This window comes from Mycobacterium sp. 1274761.0 (assembly GCF_001668615.1).
Taxonomy (GTDB): Bacteria; Actinomycetota; Actinomycetes; order Mycobacteriales; family Mycobacteriaceae; genus Mycobacterium.
Genome location: NZ_LZMC01000053.1, coordinates 1 through 18,657 on the forward strand (window position 1 = coordinate 1; position 18,657 = coordinate 18,657).

Genomic DNA, 18,657 nt, shown 5'->3' on the forward strand with positions numbered 1-18,657 from the left:
CACGCTCACCGCGGCCTGAGCGTACGGCCAGTGCGACTGATCACCGGCCTGTCGTGTGCAGACACGCCCGCTCGCGGGGAGGGGCTACCACTCGATGCCCTTCTGGCCCTTGCGCCCGACGTCCATCGGGTGCTTGACCTTCGTCATCTCGGTCACCAGATCGGCGGCGTCGAGCAGCGGCTGTGGGGCGTCGCGGCCGGTGATGACGACGTGCTGCATGCCGGGCCGGGCGGTCAGCACACCGATGACATCGTCGACATCGATCCATCCCCATTTCAGCGGATAAGTAAACTCGTCGAGCACATAGAAGTCGTGGCGCTCTTCGGCGAGCCTGCTGGCGATTTCGGCCCACCCGTCAGCAGCGGCGGCCGCGTGGTCGAGGTCGGTGCCCGCCTTGTCCCTCGTCCACGACCAGCCCGATCCCATCTTGTGCCATTCGACGGGTCCGCCGACGCCATGCTCGTCGTGTATCCGGCCGAGTTCGCGAAAAGCGGCCTCCTCGCCCACTTTCCACTTCGCGCTCTTGACGAACTGGAACACCGCGATGTTGAAGCCCTGATTCCACGCCCGCAAGGCCATCCCGAACGCGGCGGTCGACTTGCCCTTTCCCGTGCCGGTGTGCACTGCCAGCAGCGGCGCGTTGCGCCGAGCGCGAGTCGTCAGGCCGTCGTCGGGAATGGTCTGTGGTCGACCCTGAGGCATGTGTTTTCTCCCTTATGCGGCGGTGCGGACCACAGCAGTGAGATCGTCGGCCCGTAGTTGCGAAAGCCGAACGGCAGGCGCATCCAGATGGCAGGCTAGCTCCTCGGCCAAACCCAGTCGCACGAACGATGTTTCGCAATCGACGACGACGGCGGCGGCGCCCTCGGCGACCAGTTTGGCCGCAGCGGCGCGCGCCCGCCCGAGCGGGTCGACGCCACCGGTGGCGCGCCCGTCGGTAAGCACGACGACCAGGCTACGGCGCGCGCGATCGCGGGCCTTCTCCCGCATCACCAGGTCCCGGGCGGTCAATAAACCTTGCGCCAGCGGCGTTTTCCCACCGGTGTCGAACCGCGCCAGCCTGCGCCCGGCGATGTGTACCGACGATGTCGGCGGCAGCAATACCGTGGCGTCTTGTGCGCGGAAGGTGATCACCGCCACCTTGTCGCGTCGTTGATAGGCGTCGCGCAGCAGCGACAGTGCCGCGCCGCTGACCGCGGCCATGCGGTCGCGGGCCGCCATGGATCCCGAGGCGTCGACCACGAAGATCACTAGGTTCCCTTCGCGGCCTTCGCGAATCGCGCGCCGGACATCGGCGGGCTCGACGCGCGGCCTGCCGGCCCGTCGCTGGCGATGTGCGGCGGCCAGCAGTGTGGCGAAGGCATGCACACCGTGGCCCTCGTCGGGATCCGGCGTCGACGACACCGTCGTTCCGGTGCGGTTGCGCGCACGAGACCGGCGGCCCGGCGCGCCCTCCCCCACGCCGGGCACCACCAGCGTCCGCGTCCTGAAGACACCGGAGGGCGCCGCGCTGTGGCGCACCTTTGATGACGATGAATCACCTTGTATCGCAGGGCTTTCCGAGTCAGCAGTCGCTGAACCTCCGCCGCCGGGAGGGTCCGGATCAGGATCGGGTTCGCCGGCCGACTCGCCCGCCTGGGCCATCGCCTCGTCGAGCTGCTGCGGGTCGAGCCCCGGATCGTCGAACGGATCGCGCCTGCGCCGGTGTGGCAGCGCCAATTCCGCGGCCACCCGAATGTCCTCTTCGGCGACAGTCCCAGCCCCGCGCCACGCCGCATGGGCCACCGCCGTTCGCGCGACCACCAGGTCGGCCCGCATGCCGTCGACGTCGAACGCCGCGCACAGCGCGGCGATGCGCCGAAGTTCGTGGTCCGGCAACACCACCGAGTCGACGGCGCGGCGGGCCGCGGCGATGCGCGCGGCCAGCTCGACATCCAGGTCGGCGTAGGCGGCCGCAAAGGCGGCCGGGTCGGCTTCGAACGCCATGCGCGCGCGGATGACCTCGGCACGCACCTCGACATCGCGTGAGGCATGCACGTCGACGGTGAGGCCGAAGCGGTCCAGCAGCTGTGGACGAAGCTCGCCCTCTTCGGGATTCATGGTGCCGATCAACACGAACCGGGCCTCGTGGCTGTGCGAGATGCCGTCGCGCTCGATGTGCACCCGGCCCATCGCGGCTGCGTCGAGCAACACGTCGACGAGATGGTCGTGCAGGAGGTTGACCTCGTCGACGTACAACACGCCGCCGTGTGCGCGGGCCAGCAGCCCCGGCGAGAACGCATGCTCGCCGTCGCGCAGTACCCGCTGCAGATCCAGCGAGCCGACCACCCGGTCCTCGGTGGCGCCGATCGGCAGTTCTACCAGCGCGGAATCGGCGTCGACGGCCGAAAGGACCTGCGCCAGACCGCGCACCGCCGTCGACTTGGCCGTGCCCTTCTCGCCGCGGATCAGCACGCCGCCGATTTCGGGGCGCACCGCGCACAGCACCAACGCCAGCCGCAGCCGGTCGTGTCCGACGATCGCGCTGAACGGGTAGGCCGGGATCACGGTTGCTCGGTTTCGTTGCGGCCGCGCAGCATCGGCACGTGCGGTATCCCGTCGTCGAGGAACTCCTCGCCGTCGCGGACGAAACCGAGCTTGAGGTACATGTCTTCCAAATAGGTCTGGGCGTTGATGCGGCAGGCGTAGTCTCCCACTTCGGCCAGTGCGGCCTGGAGAAGTCGGTTCGCATGGCCGTGACCCCGGGCGGCGCGCTTGGTGCACACCCGTCCGATGCGGAACCCTTTCTCGCCGCCGAAGTGTTCCTCCATCAACCGCATGGTGGAAATGACGTCGCCGTCGGGTGCTTCCAGCCAGAAGTGCCGCGTTTCGGCCAGCAGGTCGCGCCCGTCGAGTTCCGGGTACGGCGTGGCCTGCTCGACGACGAACACCTCGACCCGCAGCTTGAGCAGCTCATAGAGCGTGGCGGTGTCGAGGTCCTTGGCCCAGGCGCGGCGCAGCGCAACAGTCATAACGAATTCGAGGTTATCCCGAGCACGATTAAGGTAGCTGACGTGACTGCCTGGGAGCCCGACGTGCTGCCCGGCTACTGGCAGCAGACGCTGGCGCTCGGCCCCGACCCGGACGGCGAAGGCGAACTCGTGGCCACCCTGGTGCGCGCCGGCGACGGGCGTACTGCCGAGCACGCCGTGTTGCTGGTGCACGGGTTCACCGACTACTTCTTCCACACCGAGGTCGCCAAAGCCTTCGCCGACCGCGGTTTCGCGTTCTACGCCCTGGACCTGCACAAGTGCGGCCGCTCCTGGCGGGAGGGCCAGACGCCGCACTTCACCACCGATCTGGCCCGCTACGACGCCGAGCTGGAATGCGCGCTCGACCTCGTCGTCGCGGAAACCGGTGGGGGGAAGGTGCTGGTGTACGGCCATTCGGCGGGCGGGCTCATCGTGTCGCTCTGGCTGGACCGGTTGCGGCGCCGCGGCGCGACCGGGGCCAAGCACGTCAACGGTCTGGTCCTGAACAGCCCGTGGCTGGATCTGCAGGGACCGGCGATCCTGCGCACCTTCGGTACCGCCGCGATCGCCGCGGTTTCGCGGTTCCGCAAGAAGCTCGTGGCCCGGGCACCCACCGAAGGTGGTTATGGCACCTCGTTGCACCGCGACTACCACGGCGAGTTCGACTACAACCTGACCTGGAAACCGGTCGGCGGATTCCCGGTGACCTACGGCTGGATCAACGCGATCAGGCGTGGTCATGCCCGGCTGCATCGCGGGCTCGACGTGGGTGTGCCGAACCTGATCCTGCGCTCCGACCACAGCGTGCGCGAGGTCCCGGATCCGCAGGTCATTCAGCGCGGCGACGCCGTGCTGGACGTCCACCAGATCGCGCGGTGGGCAGGCTGCATCGGCAACCGGACGACGGTGGTGCCCATCGTCGACGCCAAACATGACGTGTTCCTGTCACTGGCCGGGCCGCGCACCACGGCATTCCGCGAACTGGCGAATTGGCTTGACTGGTATGTCGATTGGTCACCGTCAGCAGGCGTCCCCGCAGAGTCCGAACGACAAGGATGACCCGAATGGAACATTTCGACATCGCGATCATCGGCACGGGCTCAGGCAACTCGATCCTGGACGGGCGCTACACCGACAAGCGGGTCGCGATATGCGAGCAGGGCACATTCGGCGGCACCTGCCTGAATGTGGGCTGCATCCCGACGAAGATGTTCGTCTACGCCTCAGAGGTGGCCCAAAACGTCCGGGATACGGAACGATTCGGCGTCGACGCCACGCTGGACGGCGTGCGCTGGAACGACATCGTCTCGCGCGTGTTCGGCCGTATCGATCCGATCGCAATGGGCGGCGAGAACTACCGCCGGTCATCGCCGAACGTTTCGGTCTACGACAGCCACACCCGCTTCACCGGAACCACGGGTGACGGCCGCTACACGTTGCGCACCGAGGCCGGTGAGGAGTTCAGCGCGGGCCAGGTGGTGATCGCGGCGGGTTCGCGCGTGGCCATTCCGGACGCGATCTCAGACTGTGGTGTCGAATACCACACCAGTGACACCGTCATGCGGATCGGCTCTCTGCCAGAACATCTCGTCATCATCGGCGGCGGATTCGTCGCTGCCGAGTTCGCCCATACCTTCTCCGCACTGGGCAGCCGGGTGTCACTCGTCATCCGCGGCAGGACGCTGCTGAAGCACTGCGACGACACCGTATGTGAGCGGTTCACCGATATCGCGTCGAAGAAGTGGGAGATCCACAGCCACCGCAATGTGGTCGGCGCGACCCAGGACGACGACGGCATCACTCTGCGGATGGACGACGGCTCGACGTTGCAGGCCGATGTGTTGCTCGTGGCGACGGGCCGGGTGCCCAACGGCGACCAGCTCGACGCGGAGCTGGCGGGCATCGAGGTGCGCGACGGCAGCGTCGTCGTCGACGAATATCAACGCACTACTGCCCGTGGGGTTTTCGCACTCGGTGATGTCAGCTCGAAGTATCAGCTCAAGCACGTCGCCAACCACGAGGCGCGTGTCGTGCGCGAGAACCTGCTGCTCGACTGGGACGACACCGACTCGTTGAAGAGCTCCGATCACCGCTTCGTGCCGTCGGCGGTGTTCACCGAACCGCAGATCGCCATGGTCGGTTTGACCGAAAACCAGGCTCGCGCACAGGGGCACGACGTCATGTCGAAGGTGCAGGACTACGGTGACGTGGCCTACGGCTGGGCGATGGAAGACACCACCGGCTTCGCGAAGATCATCGTCGAAGCCGGAACCGGCACTATCCTGGGCGCGCACATCATGGGTTACCAGGCGTCATCGCTGATTCAGCCGATCATCCAGGCGATGAGTTTCGGTCTTGCGGGCCAGGACATGGCTCGCGGCCAGTACTGGATCCACCCGGCGCTCCCCGAGGTGATCGAGAACGCGTTGCTCTCGCTCTGCGGCGAGCCGCCGTGGCCGCCGGCCAAGCGGCACTAGTTCAGTCGGCGGCGGGAGCCCAGCGCCCTTCGATGTTGCCGTAGCGCCAGACCGCCATCGCAGTTACCCACGCGACGACAAACAATCCGACGATGAGGAAGCCGACGAATTCGAGGTTGGCGGAACCGATCGCCGCCAGCGGCCCCGAGTCGACGCCGAGACGCTCGGCCAGCAGGCCCGCGAGCACGATGACGCCGACGACGAGGGCGACGATCACCGAAAGCACGGTCACGGTCAGGTTGTAGTACACCTTGCGGACGGGCTGCAGGAACGCCCAGCCGTAAGCCCTCGACATCAGGATGCCGTCGAGCGCGTCGAACAGGCTCATGCCCGCGGCGAACAACACGGGCAGCACCAGGATGGCGTACCAGGGCAGGGTGAACGCCGCAGTGCCCGCCGCCAGCACCAGCAGCGCCACCTGGGTGGCGGTGTCGAAGCCCAGGCCCATCAGCAGCCCGACCGGGTACAGATGCCACGGCTTGCTGACCCGGCGCATGGCCCTGGCGAACAGCCGCGCGAGAAAGCCGCGCTGCTGCAGTTGACGCTCGAGCTCGGCCTCGTCGAGTTCACCGCCGCGCATCCGGCGGAACAGCTTGGCGATGCCGACCGCCGCGAACAGGTTGGACAGCCCGATCAGGATGAGGAAGGTGCCGGCGACCAACGAGCCGACCAGGCCCAGGGTCTGCAACAGCGGCGAGTTCTCGTCCTGCACCGGCCCCACCACGGCCCGCACGCCGATCGCCAACAGGAACGCCAACCCGAACACCACGCTCGAATGGCCGAGGGAGAACCAGAAGCCGGCCGACAGCGAACGCGTGCCCTCCCCGACCAGCTTGCGGGTCGTGTTGTCGATGACCGCAATGTGGTCGGCGTCGAACGCGTGCCGCACGCCCAGCAGGTAGGCCGTCACGCCGAGCCCGACGCCGAAGACGCCGGCTGACCCGAGGGTGAGGTGCTGCGGTGCCACGCCGAACACCAGGACACCCCATCCGAAGACGTGAAGCGCGAGGACAACGCCGCCCATCGAGGCAATCGACAGCCGATCGGTTCGATCGTATCGCTTCGTATCGGGCGCTTTCCACTCCGTCGCGACAGTCACCGACCCGAGCCTAGGGGTCCACCGGAAATCTGTCTAGCTGAACAGATGTTCATGGGTCGTCCGGTCAGCGGTCAGCCGTGCCGGGCGCCGATGCGGTGCAAGAGCTCGTGCACGATTTCGTCTTCGAGCTTGTAACTGACCTCTCGCCCGGTCCGGGTCGAACTCACCCACCCCTGCTGACGTAACACCCGAAGCGCTTGCGAAACCGCGTTTTCCGACCGGCCGAGAGCGGCGGCCAGGTCCCCTACGCAGATGCCCGGCGCCCGGTGCAGGCACAGCAGGATCTCCAGCCGGTTGGGATCCGACAGCAGGTCGAAGCGCAGGGTCCAACCTGCGGTGTCGACATCGGCCAGGGCCGACGACGCGCGCTCGACCAACAGCTGCTTCACGGGCTTGTCCACTGCTCACAATGTAATCCAGCCGCCGGTTACACCTGGGCTTTCGTCGCGGTGACGAGCAGGTATTCCGCGTGATAAGCGGTCTTTCCCGGCTCGGTGGCGGCGTTCCACTCGGTGAGGAACGCCAGGAAATCACTGTCGAGGTCCGCGATCCGGTCGGGGTCGCCCACGTTGGACTCATACGCCGCGATGGTCGGCCCGTAGTTGCGCTTCCAGTACTCCCGGAACTCCTCAGGGGTCGCGCTGTGGTCCATGACGATCTCTCGACGACGCATCAAGAGGTTGGTCACCCGGGCGCCGAACAGCTCGCGCACATGATTCTCATCGCCCCATAAGGGTGCCGGGCTCGCGCCAGGGGGCGGCGGAGGCGCGTACGGCTTCATCGTCTTGAACAGGTTGCCGATGAAGCCCTGCGGGGTCCAGTTGATCAACCCGATCACTCCGCCGGGACGGCACACCCGGATCAGCTCGTCGGCGGCTGCCTGGTGGTGCGGCGCGAACATCACACCGACGGTGGACATCACGACGTCGTAGCTGTCGTCGGCGAACGGGAGGGATTCGGCATCCGCCTCCACCCACTCCAGCTCGACACCACGCTCGGCGGCGATGCGCCGCCCCGCATCGAGGAGTTCCGGCGCGAGGTCGCTCGCCGTGACGCTGGCGCCCGTCTCGGCCGCCGGTATCGCGGCGTTGCCGGATCCGGCGGCGACATCGAGAACGCGGTCGCCGGCACGGATCAGGCAGGCATGCACGATCTCGGGCCCGAAGGCGGGGATCAACTCGGCCGCGACGGCCGGATAATCGCCGGAGGCCCACAGCGCGCGGTGTTTGGACTTGATTTCACGGTCGGCGTCAACGGTGGTCATCCTTGGCTCCTTATTGGGGTGACTTGACCCTCCAAGCGTGAGCCCGCGGCATTGAGTTACCCTTCAGTGTTTATGAAATGACCTGCTCAGCGGCTCTTTCGGGGATGCACCGCTTCAGGGCCGAACGGGCCAAGGCCACCGCCTCGGGACCGGTCTTCACGAGTTGGCCGGCACCACGATCCGGCTCGACCCCGTCCAGCGGCGACCCCTTTCCCGCCGCGAGGAGTGCGTGATGCAGCGTCAGCCCCTCGTCGTGTGCGCCCACCCGGTGCAGGAACCGCGTCACATAGCGCAGGTTCAGCCATTGTTGGCTCCAATCCCCCACCCGATCCCAATGGTCGATGACCTGGATGAGAGCTCTTGCCGCCGTAGCGGTTTCGCCGTGGACGGCACGCGTGGCGGCGGCCTCCATCAGCGCGATTCCGTGCCACCAGAAGTTCTGTACCGATGCGGCCAGCTCGGCGGCGTCGTCGAACAACGCCAGCGCCCGGTCGGGCTCCGACTTCTTCAGCACCAATCCCAGGGCATACCGCGCCATCGACCGCGCCGTGGGATTGGCCGTCGAATCGGACACCTCGACCGCTTCCTGGGCGGCGGCCATCCCGTCGTCCGCGGCACGCAGCGCAGCGTGACAAATCGCCACGTAGAAAAGCGTCCACACCAGTCGGATCGGATCATCGTCGGCGCGGGCGCGCGTCATTTCCGCTTCGTAGTGCGTCAACGCCGCCGCCGCGTCCCCCTCGTACAGGGCCAAGTCTGCGAGCACATCACCCGGGTAGGCGACGCGACCGTTGCCGCGGGCGGGCACGCGGCCGTCGGCCCGCTTGGCCAGTGAGCGCGCCCGGTCGAAATCGCCCTTGTTCCACGCCCCTCGCGCGGCGAACCCGACAGCGGCGGCATACAGCGGGTGGTTCGGGTCAGCCAGTTCGACGACTCGCTCCGCCCAGCCCGATGACTCGTAACCGATTCGCAGATGGACGAATTCGGACAACGACGTCACCAACCGCAGCGCCGTGTCCACGTCGCGAAGGGCCATGAGGTGTTCGAACGCGACGCGAAGGTTGTCGAAGTCGGGGAGCATCCGGTCGACCCAGGGTCCCTCCTCGGGGCCTCGCACGCCCGCGGCTGCGCTCTCGGCGAGCTCGGTGTAGTAGGTGGCGTGCCGCTTCGCGCATACCTCGTCAATGTCATTCTCCCGCAACCGGTCCCGACCGTAGGCGCGCAGCGTTTCCAGCACGAAGTAGCGGGCGCGCTCGGTGCCCGCGCGCATTTTCACCATCGACTTGTCGAGCAATCCGGTGAGCAGGTCCAGCGTGTCGTCCTCGGTGTCGCGCTCGGCGCAGCACACCCCGTGCGCCGCGTCGAGGTCGAATCCGCCTGCGAACACCGATAGTCGCGTGAACAGGGCCTGCTCTTGCGGGTTGAGCAGGTGATAGGACCAGTCGATCGTGGCGGCGAGGCTCTGTTGCCGTCGAGGTGCGTCGCGGGTGCCGCCGCGCAGCAGCCGCAGCCCGTCGAGCCTGCGCGCTACGTCGATGCTGCTCATCGCGCGTATCCGAGCCGCGGCGAGTTCGATGGCCAGCGGCAGACCGTCGAGACGCCTGCAGATCTCGGCGACCGCGCCGACGGGTTCGCTTTCGAGGTCGAAATCGGGGCGCGCCGAGCGGGCCCGCTCGGCGAACAGCGCTGCGGCATCGGCCACCGGCAGCGACGGGACATCGAAGATGCGCTCCCCCTCGACCGCCAGCGCCTCCCGGCTGGTGGCCAGCACCACCACGTGCGGACAGTTCCGGACGATCCGGTCGACCAGCCGCGCCGCGGCGGGCAGCACGTGTTCGCAGTTGTCCACGAGCAGCAGCAGCTCGTGCGTCCGCAGAAACTCGATCACCGTGTCCTCGATGCCGAGCCCTTGCTGCTGCTGCAGCCTCAGCGCCGCGGCGACAGCGTGACCGACGGCCGAACCGTCATCCAGCGAAGCGAGCTCACAGAACACCGCGCCGCCGTCGTACCGGTGTTGCAGGCGGGCCGCGACCTCGAGCGCGAGACGGGTCTTGCCCACCCCGCCGACGCCGGTAAGCGTCACCAGCGGGGCTTCGGCCACCGCGGTGCACGCCGCGACGATATCAGACTCGCGCCCAACGAAACTCGTGATGCGACGCGGCACGGCTGCGGTTGACCTGGTAAGGCCGGCGACCCGTGGTGTGGGCGCCGTGACCGGTTGTCCCGGATCGCCGGACAGGATCTGCTGGTGTATCGCACGCAGGGCGGGGCCCGGATCGGTGCCCAGTTCCCCGACCAGGCGCTCGCGCATGAGGCGGAAGGTGTCGAGGGCGTCAGCCTGTCGACCGCAACGGAATTGGGCCAGCATGAGCTTGGCCGCCAGCCGCTCGTCGAGGGGGTGGTCAGCCGACATGGCGACGAGCTGCGGGAGCAGCTCACCGTGGCGACCGACGCGCAGGGCCGCATCATTGCGGTCGAGAGTGGCCGCCAGCCACTCCGCCTCGGCCGCGGTTCGCACGTCGTTGATCCACGGGGTGTCCAGCGAGGCGAACGGAATACCCCGCCACATCGTCAGAGCCCGATCGAAGAGGCCGTCCGCCTCCGCCGGGTCCGACGCGGCCCTGGCGCGGCGCGTGAGGTGCCTGAAGGAGTGCAAATCGATCGACAGCGGGTCGGCGCTCAGCACGTAGCCGCCGGACTGTCTGGTGATCTCCGCGCCACGGTTGTCGATGGCGGCGCGGAGCCGGGATATGTAACCGGCCAGGGAGTTTCGGGCGCGGTGGGGCAGTTCCTCCGACCAGACCCGTTCGATCAGCCGGTCGGCGGCCACGGGCCGGTTCACGTCAACCAACAGCGCCGCCAGCACGCAGCGCTGACGAGCCGGGCCGATGTCGAGTGACTGCCCATCGGCTCGGGCCTCGACCGCCCCGAGGAGCCGAAACTCGATCGCCACCCCTACAGCATGACGAAGCCGAGGCCTCTGAACTGTGGATTTCATGACACCGCCGGCTTGCCAGCAGCCTTTGCCGGATTCCGGAACGACGGATATGAGGCAAAGGCCTCATGTGCTGACCACCGGAGCTCCTTGACCATTGTGGCCCTGTGCGAGTCCGGCGCGACACCCGTAAGGAGAGACACATGAAGAACAGCACCACAGCTCTGATCGGCGGTGCAGCTGTCATCGCTGCCGCCGCCGGCCTGACCACCGGGGATGTTTGCGCATCCGCCGCGCCGCAGAACAGCCCCGGCGTGGTTCTCAGCGTCACCGACGATCCGGCCAATCCGGCGAACTACCTGCTCCGGGTCGAAGGCAAGCTCCCGATGAGCGAGGGCGACGCCTACGACCGGCTCGCCCACCTGGCGCCCGGCGGTGGAATGGACTACATCGTGTACGCCGATGATCCCGGCGACAACGACAATCCCATTGGGCTGCCCCACGGATATATCGGTGCACCGGGGCCGGCCGGTGGCCTCCTGATCGCGACACCATACGGACTCTCGTTCACGCGCGAAATCAGTGTGCCCAGAGGGGATCTCAACGAGGACTTCTGTTTCAGCTTCGGATGCGGTGACGACACCGACGAGGTGTACGTCAAGGTTCGATTCGTCCAGGGAAACGGCGTACCCGAGCTCCGCGCATATACCAACGCCGTGTCAGGCACGTTCTAACGCCGTTTGATCAGCCCAAAAGCCGTGCAGCAGCGTCGCCGAACCGGCGACATGTGCGAGCATGGCCGCCGCGGACCCGTCGCCGTCACCGGCGACGATCGCCGTGACGATCGCCTCGTGCTGTTCATCGGAATGCACGATGTTGCGGGCCAGCAGCGGGATCTGGTCGAGCAACTGGTTGACCCGCATACGGTTCTCGGCGATCAGCGTCACCAGCGACGGCGAACCGGCGGCCTCGGCGATGGCCAGGTGGAAACGCGAGTCCAACCGCCGGTAGTCGGCATGGGAGGCGTCGCACACATCGGTCATCCGCGCCCACAACACGTCCCTGTCGGCGGCGGTCAAGGCTTGGCTGGCCGCCATGCGGGCGGCACCCACCTCGAGGACTTCACGAAGGCGCAGCAGGTCGTCGATGTCGGCGCTCGACAGTCGCCGCTGCTCGCCGGTGGGCGCCGGAATCGGCTCGGCCAAGAACGTGCCGCCGTAGCGTCCCCGCCGCGATACGAGGTACCCGGCGTTCGCCAACGATTTGATCGCTTCGCGCACGGTGTCGCGGCTGACGCCGAGCCGGGTCGCGAGTTCCCGTTCCGGCGGCAGGGACTCACCCGGTTGCAGGACACCGAGCCGGATCGTCTGCAGCAGCCGGCCGACGGTGTCCTCGAAGGCATTCCCCGGTCGCACCGACCGAAGCAACGCCTCGCCAGCGAGTGGAGCATCCGGGCCTGCGGACATGATTAGAGCGGGGTGACGTAGGCCGAGCTGATACCGCCGTCGACCAGAAAGGTGGAGGCGGTGATGAACGAGGCGTCGTCGCTGGCCAGAAACGCCACAGCGGAGGCCAGTTCCTCCGGTTCGGCGAACCTGCCGAGCGGCACATGCACCAACCGCCGAGCCGCCCGCGCGGGATCCTTTGCGAAAAGCTCTTGCAGCAGAGGCGTGTTCACTGGGCCGGGGCACAGCGCGTTGACCCTGATGCCCTGCCGGGCGAACTGCACCCCGAGCTCACGCGACATCGCAAGCACGCCGCCCTTTGAGGCCGTGTACGAAATCTGCGACGTCGCCGAGCCCATCACCGCGACGAACGACGCGGTGTTGATGATCGAGCCCTTCTGCTGCGGGACCATGTGCCGCAGGGCCGCCTTGCAGCACAGGTACACCGATTTCAGGTTGACGTCCTGAACCCGTTGCCATGCGTCGAGTTCGGTGTTCTCGATCAAGTCGTCGTCCGGCGACGAGATGCCAGCGTTGTTGAACGCGATATCGACCGACCCGTATGTCGTTGCCGCAGTGTCGAACAACGTGTCGACGGCAGCCTGATCGGAGACGTCGACGGGGACGAACAAGCCGTCCAGCTCGTCGGCGACGGGCTTTCCGGCCGCCGGGTCGATATCACCGATGACGATGGTGGCGCCTTCAGACCGCATCCGCTTGGCGGAGGCCAGCCCGATGCCGCTGGCACCGCCGGTGATGACGGCCACCTTGCCGGCCAGTCGCTGAGTCAGATCTGTTGTGATGGTCACTTAGGCTTTCTCCGTTACCGCAAAAAAGACATTCTTGGTTTCCGTGAAGTGCAGGGGCGCGTCGGGTCCGAGCTCGCGGCCGAGGCCGGATTGCTTGAAGCCGCCGAACGGCGTGTTGAAACGCACCGACGAGTGTGAATTCACCGACAGGTTGCCCGATTCCACCGCCCGCGACACCCGGATCGCGCGCGACAGGTTATCGGTCCAGATCGATCCGGACAGACCGTATTTGGTGTCGTTTGCCAGGGCGACGGCGTCGGCCTCGTCGTCGAACGGCAGCACCGTGACGACAGGGCCGAAGATCTCCTCGGTGACAGTGCGGTCGGTGGGCTGCGGGGTCAGTACCGTCGGCGGAAACCAGTACCCGGGACCGCTCGGCGCGCTGCCGCGGAATGCGACGGGCGCGTCATCGGGCACGTAGGCGGCCACCGAATCCCGGTGCGACGCCGAAACCAGCGGGCCCATTTCGGTATCTTCCGAGGCCGGATCACCGACGACGACACCCTTGACCGCCGGCTCGAGCAATTCCATGAACCTGTCGTAGACGCTGCGCTGCACCAGGATTCGGCTGCGCGCACAGCAATCCTGTCCAGCGTTGTCGAAGACACCGTACGGCGCGGTGGCCGCCGCACGCTCCAGGTCGCAGTCGTCGAACACGATGTTGGCGCTCTTGCCGCCCAGTTCCAGAGTGACCCGTTTGATCTGCTTGGCGGCACCGGCCATCACACCGACACCGACCTCGGTCGAACCGGTGAACACAATCTTGCGGATATCAGGATGGCCGACGAAGCGTTCACCGATCACCGACCCCTTGCCCGGCAACACTTGGAGCAGGTGCTCCGGCAGCCCGGCCTCCAGTGCCAGCTCTCCGAGCCGAATCGTCGTCAGCGGCGTCCACTCCGCCGGTTTGATCAGCACCGCGTTGCCCGCCGCCAGCGCGGGCGCGAAGCCCCACGACGCGATCGGCATCGGGAAGTTCCACGGGGTGATCACCCCGACGATGCCGAGCGGCTCGTTGAAGGTGATGTCCAGCCCGCCCGCCACCGGAATCTGCTTGCCGGACAGCCGCTCCGGGCTTGCAGAGTAGAACTGCAGCACGTCGCGGACGTGGCCGGCCTCCCAGGTGGCGTTGCCGACCGGATGGCCGGAGTTGGCGACCTCGAGCGCGGCGAGTTCGTCGATGTGCGCGTCGACCACCGCTGCGAACGCGCGAAGGGCCGCGGCCCTATCGCCGGGTGTCAGTGCGGCCCAGACCCGCTGCGCGGCCACGGCGCGCGCCACCGCCTCGTCGACACCGTCGACAGAGGTCTGCTCGACGGTGCACAGCTTCTCCTCCGTGGCGGGATTGACCACTGTCGAGAGGCTCACGCGTTCACCTTCCCTGTCGCATAGTCTGCGGCGGCGCCTACGACGGCGACGAACAACCGAATATCGTCAAGCCGTTCCTCGGGATGCCACTGCACCGCCAAAACGAAGTCACTGGACGGGATTTCGACCGCCTCGATCACGCCGTCGGCGGCCTGCGCACTGACCACCAGCCCCCGTCCGAGCCTATCGATGGCCTGGTGGTGATAGCACTGCACCCGCGAGGTGTCGCCGATCAACGCGGCTAGCCTGGTGCCGGCCACCGTGGTCACCAGCGAAGTGGTGAACACCGCGTTGCCCTGTTGGTGGCGGGTGTGCCCGACGACGTCGGGCAGATGCTGGTGCAGCGTGCCGCCCAACGCGACGTTGATCACCTGCGCGCCGCGGCAGATGCCGAGCAGCGGAATGCCGCGCCGAAGTGCGCCGAGCGCCAATGCAATCTCCCAGGCGTCGCGTTCGCGGTTCGCCGGTACCGGCTCGTCGGTGGTGGGGTGGCGCTGCTGGCCGTAGGCGGCCGGGTCCATGTCGCGTCCGCCGGTGAGGATCAGCCCGTCCAGACCGTCGAGCACCCGCTCGACGACATCGACGGGCTGCGGCGGCAGCAGCACCGCCGTGCCTCCCGCTAGGTTCACGCCTTCCATGTAGATGGCAGGCAAGAAGCTCGCGTGCACATCCCAGATGCCGGTTTGGGCTTGCTGCAGGTAGGTGGTCAGGCCGAGGACGGGCCTGACAGCCCGAGCTGAATCAAAGGCGCTCAAAGCCGCGCACCCTTTCCCAGTCCGTCACAGCGGAGTTGAACGCCTTCAGCTCGATGCGGGCGTTGTTGAGGTAGTGCTCGACGACGTCGTCGCCGAACGCGTCGCGGGCCACCTGCGACTTGGCAAACAGCTCGGCGGCTTCGGTCAGGGTGGTCGGCAGCCGCTCGGCGCCGCCGGCGTAGGCGTTACCCACCACCGGGTCGGGTAGTTCCATCTCCTGCTCGATGCCGTGCAGTCCGCCGGCGATCAACGCCGACACCGCCAGGTACTGGTTTACGTCACCGCCTGGCGCCCGACACTCCATCCGCAGGCTGGAACCGTGACCGACGACCCGCAACGCACAGGTCCGGTTGTCCATACCCCACGCGACGGCGGTCGGCGCGAAGCTGCCTTCTGCAAATCGCTTGTAGGAGTTGATGTTCGGCGCGTAGAACAGAGTCAGCTCGCGCAGCGTCGCCAGCTGACCGGCGATGAAGCTGCGGAACACTGCCGACATGCCGTCGGACGCGCTGGGGTCGGCGAATACGGCGCTGCCGTCGGTGCCCCGCAGCGAGATGTGAATATGGCAGCTATTGCCTTCCCGCTCATCGAATTTCGCCATGAACGTCAGGCTCTTGCCGTGCTGGTCGGCGATTTCCTTGGCGCCGTTCTTGTAGATCGTGTGGTTGTCACACGTGACACGGGCGTGGTCGTAGCGGAACGCGATCTCCTGCTGACCCAAGTTGCATTCGCCCTTGACCCCCTCGCAGTACATGCCCGCGCCGGTCATGCCGAGCCTGATATCGCGCAGCAGCGGCTCCATCCGGGTGGAAGCCAGCATCGCGTAGTCCACGTTGTAGTCGGTCGCCGGTGTCAACCCGCGGTAGCCGGCCGCCCACGCGTCACGGTAGGAGTCATCGAAGACCATGAACTCCAATTCGGTACCGACGTAGGCCACCAGGCCGCTGGCGGACAGTCGGTCGATCTGCTTGTTGAGAATGCTGCGCGGCGCCTGGGTGACGGGCCTGCCGTCGGTCCATGACAGATCGGCCATCACCAAAGCGGTGCCGGGCAGCCACGGCAGCAAGCGCAGCGTGGAGAAGTCCGGCGTCATCACCATGTCGCCGTAACCGGTTTCCCAACTGGAGATCGCATAGCCGTCGACGGTGTTCATGTCGACATCCACAGCCAGCAGATAGTTGCAGCATTCCGCCCCGTGGGCGGCGACCTCCTCGACGAACAACCGCGAATCGACGCGTTTGCCGGTGAGCCGGCCCTGCATGTCGCAGAAGGCGACGATGACGGTGTCGATGTCGCCCGCGGCGACAGACGACTCCAGCTCAGATTGCGCCAGCATCCCAGTCACCTCCTAAAGGTAGGTCATCAGACCATTAGGCCGCTACCGCTCAGCGGAGCCGGGCGCGTGCCAGGCCTGCTATTCCTGCGAGAGCATGACGGGAGTCCCGTCGCGGTCGTCGTCGATCTCCTCGATTTAAGGGCGGGTCGACTGGCACACATCTGCGAGAATGTGGTTTACGGCGACCGTCAGATTGGTAGATGAGACGCGTGAAAAGTTCGCGGGTGTTCCGTCAGTCTTTCATTGTCGGGTCACCCTTGCCGCGCCATTCGCTACGCCAGCCGGTAGGGTCGAACTGATGTGTGGAGCCACCGGTGAGGTGAGACTCGACGGTCGAACGCCCGATCTTGCGGCGGTGACCGCCATGGCCGAAGCCATGACGCCGCGCGGTCCCGACGCCGCGGGTGCGTGGTCGCAGGGTCGTGTCGCCCTCGGACATCGGCGCCTGAAGATCATCGACCTGTCGGAGGCGGGCGCACAGCCGATGGTCGACAGCGAGCTCGGCCTGGCGATCGCCTGGAACGGTTGCATCTACAACTACAAGAACCTCCGGCGTGAACTCTCCGAGCACGGCTACCGCTTCTTCTCGCACAGCGACACCGAGGTGCTGCTGAAGGCCTATCACCATTGGGGCGACCGCTTCGTCGATCGGCTCTTCGGCATGTTCGCCTTCGCCATCGTCGAGCGCGACAGCGGCCGCGTCCTCCTGGGGCGCGACCGCCTCGGTATCAAGCCGCTCTACATCACCGAGGACGCCAACCGGGTGCGGTTCGCCTCCTCGCTGCCCGCGCTGCTGGCCGGCGGCGCCAAAGACAACTCGATAGACACCCGCATCGATCCCGTCGCGCTGCACCACTACCTCACCTTCCATTCGGTCGTACCGCCCCCGTTGACGATCCTGCGGGGTGTGGCCAAGATTCCGCCGGCCACGCTCGTAGCCATCGAGCCGGATGGCCGTCGGATGTCAAAGACGTACTGGGCGCCGGACTTCAGCCGACGTGACGACCGCAAGGACTGGTCCGAAAAGGACTGGGAGGACGCTGTTCTCGAGTCGTTGCGCGTCGCGGTCGATCGCCGCATGGTCGCCGATGTGCCTGTCGGCTGTCTCCTGTCGGGCGGGGTTGACTCCAGCCTCATCGTCGGCCTGCTGGCCGAGGCGGGACAGAAGAACCTGTCGACCTTCTCGATCGGCTTCGAATCCGTCGGCGACGTGGAGGGCGACGAGTTCAAGTGGTCTGACATCGTGGCCGCCCGGTTCGGCACCGATCACCACCAGATCCGGATCGGCACCGACCGTATGCTGCCCGCGCTCGACGGAGCCATCGGGGCTATGAGCGAGCCGATGGTGAGCCACGACTGCGTGGCGTTCTACCTCCTGAGCCAGGAGGTCGCCAAACACGTCAAGGTGGTGCAGTCGGGCCAAGGCGCCGACGAGGTGTTCGCCGGCTATCACTGGTACCCGCCGATGGGCGAACCCGTTGCCGCCTCGCTCGAGGGCTCTGTCGCGGCGTACCGGGGAGCGTTCTTCGACCGGGACCCCGCCGGGGTACGCGCCTTGGCCACAGCGGGATTCGTTGCCGACGACGATCCCAGCGGAAGGTTCGTCACCGAGCACTTCGCCCGCGAGGGCGCGGCCACCGGCGTCGACCGTGCGCTGCGCCTCGACACCACCGTCATGCTGGTCGACGACCCGGTCAAGCGGGTCGACAACATGACGATGGCGTGGGGGCTGGAGGGCCGGGTGCCATTTCTCGACCACGAACTCGTCGAGTTGGCCGCCACGTGCCCGCCCGAACTGAAGACGGCTCAAGGGGGCAAGGGCGTCCTCAAAGAGGCTGCGCGGCGGGTGATCCCGTCCGAGGTGATCGACCGCCCGAAAGGCTATTTCCCGGTGCCTGCGCTGACCCATCTGGAGGGGCCCTATCTCGACTTGGTGCGCGACGCGCTCTACGCGCCTGTGGCCAAAGAGCGCGGCCTGTTCCGGCCCGAGGCTGTCGACGCGCTGCTCGCCGACCCCAACGGCAGGTTGACGCCGTTGCGCGGCAACGAATTGTGGCAGATCGCGCTGCTGGAACTCTGGTTGCAGCGGCACGGCATCACGGGCACGGCAGCGTGAGTCCTGAGGCGGGAGCCGAAACATGAGCCCTGAGGCGACGCG

The 18,657-nt window shown here is 67.0% G+C and carries 16 protein-coding genes; 4 read left to right on the plus strand and 12 right to left on the minus strand.

From position 1 onward, the window contains the following. Nucleotides 1–84 precede the first annotated feature (84 nt). From cobO to A5651_RS08515, 3 genes are read right to left on the minus strand one after another with little or no spacing between them, the layout of a single operon-like run. Nucleotides 85–702, minus strand: coding sequence for a cob(I)yrinic acid a,c-diamide adenosyltransferase (cobO, locus tag A5651_RS08505; RefSeq protein WP_066978208.1), 618 nt, complete (start codon nucleotides 700–702; stop codon nucleotides 85–87). 12 nt (nucleotides 703–714) lie between these two features. Next, nucleotides 715–2,544, minus strand: coding sequence for a magnesium chelatase subunit D family protein (locus tag A5651_RS08510; protein ID WP_197496584.1), 1,830 nt, complete (start codon nucleotides 2,542–2,544; stop codon nucleotides 715–717). Then, nucleotides 2,544–3,011 (minus strand): GNAT family N-acetyltransferase, encoded by a 468-nt coding sequence (locus A5651_RS08515; RefSeq protein ID WP_066978213.1) that lies wholly within the window; start codon nucleotides 3,009–3,011, stop codon nucleotides 2,544–2,546. The genes A5651_RS08510 and A5651_RS08515 overlap by 1 nt, the downstream gene beginning before the upstream one ends. A 42-nt stretch (nucleotides 3,012–3,053) precedes the next feature. On the opposite strand from A5651_RS08515, the gene A5651_RS08520 reads away from it, so the two are divergent. Together A5651_RS08520 and mtr are read left to right on the plus strand one after the other, a co-directional pair. After that, on the plus strand, nucleotides 3,054–4,070 hold the full coding sequence (locus A5651_RS08520; RefSeq protein ID WP_066978216.1) for an alpha/beta hydrolase: 1,017 nt from the start codon (nucleotides 3,054–3,056) through the stop codon (nucleotides 4,068–4,070). Between the two features lie 5 nt (nucleotides 4,071–4,075). Further along, entirely contained in the window at nucleotides 4,076–5,488 is a 1,413-nt protein-coding gene (gene mtr, locus A5651_RS08525) for a mycothione reductase (RefSeq protein WP_066978219.1), read from the plus strand. A gap of 1 nt (nucleotide 5,489) precedes the next feature. Here mtr and A5651_RS08530 read toward each other — a convergent pair whose 3' ends face one another. The 4 genes from A5651_RS08530 to A5651_RS08545 form a co-directional block, all read right to left on the minus strand. Further along, nucleotides 5,490–6,512 (minus strand): HoxN/HupN/NixA family nickel/cobalt transporter, encoded by a 1,023-nt coding sequence (locus A5651_RS08530; RefSeq protein ID WP_156662743.1) that lies wholly within the window; start codon nucleotides 6,510–6,512, stop codon nucleotides 5,490–5,492. A 146-nt stretch (nucleotides 6,513–6,658) separates the two neighbouring features. After that, nucleotides 6,659–6,988, minus strand: a complete 330-nt coding sequence (locus tag A5651_RS08535; protein WP_066978225.1) for a helix-turn-helix transcriptional regulator — start codon at nucleotides 6,986–6,988, stop codon at nucleotides 6,659–6,661. A 26-nt stretch (nucleotides 6,989–7,014) separates the two neighbouring features. After that, nucleotides 7,015–7,851, minus strand: coding sequence for a class I SAM-dependent methyltransferase (locus A5651_RS08540; RefSeq protein ID WP_066978228.1), 837 nt, complete (start codon nucleotides 7,849–7,851; stop codon nucleotides 7,015–7,017). Between the two features lie 70 nt (nucleotides 7,852–7,921). Next, nucleotides 7,922–10,804 (minus strand): BTAD domain-containing putative transcriptional regulator, encoded by a 2,883-nt coding sequence (locus A5651_RS08545; RefSeq protein WP_066978231.1) that lies wholly within the window; start codon nucleotides 10,802–10,804, stop codon nucleotides 7,922–7,924. A gap of 185 nt (nucleotides 10,805–10,989) precedes the next feature. Between A5651_RS08545 and A5651_RS08550 the strand changes: the two genes are divergently transcribed. Then, nucleotides 10,990–11,520 (plus strand): hypothetical protein, encoded by a 531-nt coding sequence (locus A5651_RS08550; RefSeq protein WP_066978234.1) that lies wholly within the window; start codon nucleotides 10,990–10,992, stop codon nucleotides 11,518–11,520. Here A5651_RS08550 and A5651_RS08555 read toward each other — a convergent pair. From A5651_RS08555 to A5651_RS08575, 5 genes are read right to left on the minus strand one after another with little or no spacing between them, the layout of a single operon-like run. Further along, a complete protein-coding gene (locus A5651_RS08555) occupies nucleotides 11,506–12,252 on the minus strand; it encodes a FadR/GntR family transcriptional regulator (protein WP_066978237.1) in 747 nt (248 codons plus the stop codon). The two genes, A5651_RS08550 and A5651_RS08555, sit on opposite strands and share 15 nt — an antisense overlap. 2 nt (nucleotides 12,253–12,254) lie before the next feature. Beyond that, nucleotides 12,255–13,034, minus strand: coding sequence for a 3-oxoacyl-ACP reductase (locus tag A5651_RS08560; RefSeq protein WP_066978304.1), 780 nt, complete (start codon nucleotides 13,032–13,034; stop codon nucleotides 12,255–12,257). Nucleotides 13,035–13,040: 6 nt separating this feature from the next. Further along, nucleotides 13,041–14,408 (minus strand): aldehyde dehydrogenase, encoded by a 1,368-nt coding sequence (locus A5651_RS08565; RefSeq protein WP_066978241.1) that lies wholly within the window; start codon nucleotides 14,406–14,408, stop codon nucleotides 13,041–13,043. Beyond that, nucleotides 14,405–15,163, minus strand: coding sequence for a gamma-glutamyl-gamma-aminobutyrate hydrolase family protein (locus tag A5651_RS08570; RefSeq protein WP_066978244.1), 759 nt, complete (start codon nucleotides 15,161–15,163; stop codon nucleotides 14,405–14,407). Before A5651_RS08570 ends, A5651_RS08565 begins: the two co-directional genes overlap by 4 nt. After that, nucleotides 15,150–16,499: a glutamine synthetase family protein gene (locus A5651_RS08575; RefSeq protein ID WP_066978247.1), complete on the minus strand. Its 1,350-nt coding sequence runs from the start codon at nucleotides 16,497–16,499 to the stop codon at nucleotides 15,150–15,152. Before A5651_RS08575 ends, A5651_RS08570 begins: the two co-directional genes overlap by 14 nt. A gap of 298 nt (nucleotides 16,500–16,797) precedes the next feature. Between A5651_RS08575 and A5651_RS08580 the strand changes: the two genes are divergently transcribed. After that, a complete protein-coding gene (locus tag A5651_RS08580) occupies nucleotides 16,798–18,615 on the plus strand; it encodes an N-acetylglutaminylglutamine amidotransferase (RefSeq protein ID WP_066978250.1) in 1,818 nt (605 codons plus the stop codon). The last annotated feature ends 42 nt before the right edge of the window (nucleotides 18,616–18,657 follow it).

Bases quoted from the DNA above. Each gene is read 5' to 3' on its own strand.
- A5651_RS08550 (WP_066978234.1), top strand. From the start codon at position 10,990: ATGAAGAACAGCACCACAGCTCTGATCGGCGGTGCAGCTGTCATCGCT.
- A5651_RS08555 (WP_066978237.1), bottom strand. From the start codon at position 12,252: ATGTCCGCAGGCCCGGATGCTCCACTCGCTGGCGAGGCGTTGCTTCGG.
- A5651_RS08515 (WP_066978213.1), bottom strand. From the start codon at position 3,011: ATGACTGTTGCGCTGCGCCGCGCCTGGGCCAAGGACCTCGACACCGCC.
- mtr (WP_066978219.1), top strand. From the start codon at position 4,076: ATGGAACATTTCGACATCGCGATCATCGGCACGGGCTCAGGCAACTCG.
- cobO (WP_066978208.1), bottom strand. From the start codon at position 702: ATGCCTCAGGGTCGACCACAGACCATTCCCGACGACGGCCTGACGACT.
- A5651_RS08540 (WP_066978228.1), bottom strand. From the start codon at position 7,851: ATGACCACCGTTGACGCCGACCGTGAAATCAAGTCCAAACACCGCGCG.
- A5651_RS08580 (WP_066978250.1), top strand. From the start codon at position 16,798: ATGTGTGGAGCCACCGGTGAGGTGAGACTCGACGGTCGAACGCCCGAT.
- A5651_RS08530 (WP_156662743.1), bottom strand. From the start codon at position 6,512: ATGGGCGGCGTTGTCCTCGCGCTTCACGTCTTCGGATGGGGTGTCCTG.
- A5651_RS08575 (WP_066978247.1), bottom strand. From the start codon at position 16,499: ATGCTGGCGCAATCTGAGCTGGAGTCGTCTGTCGCCGCGGGCGACATC.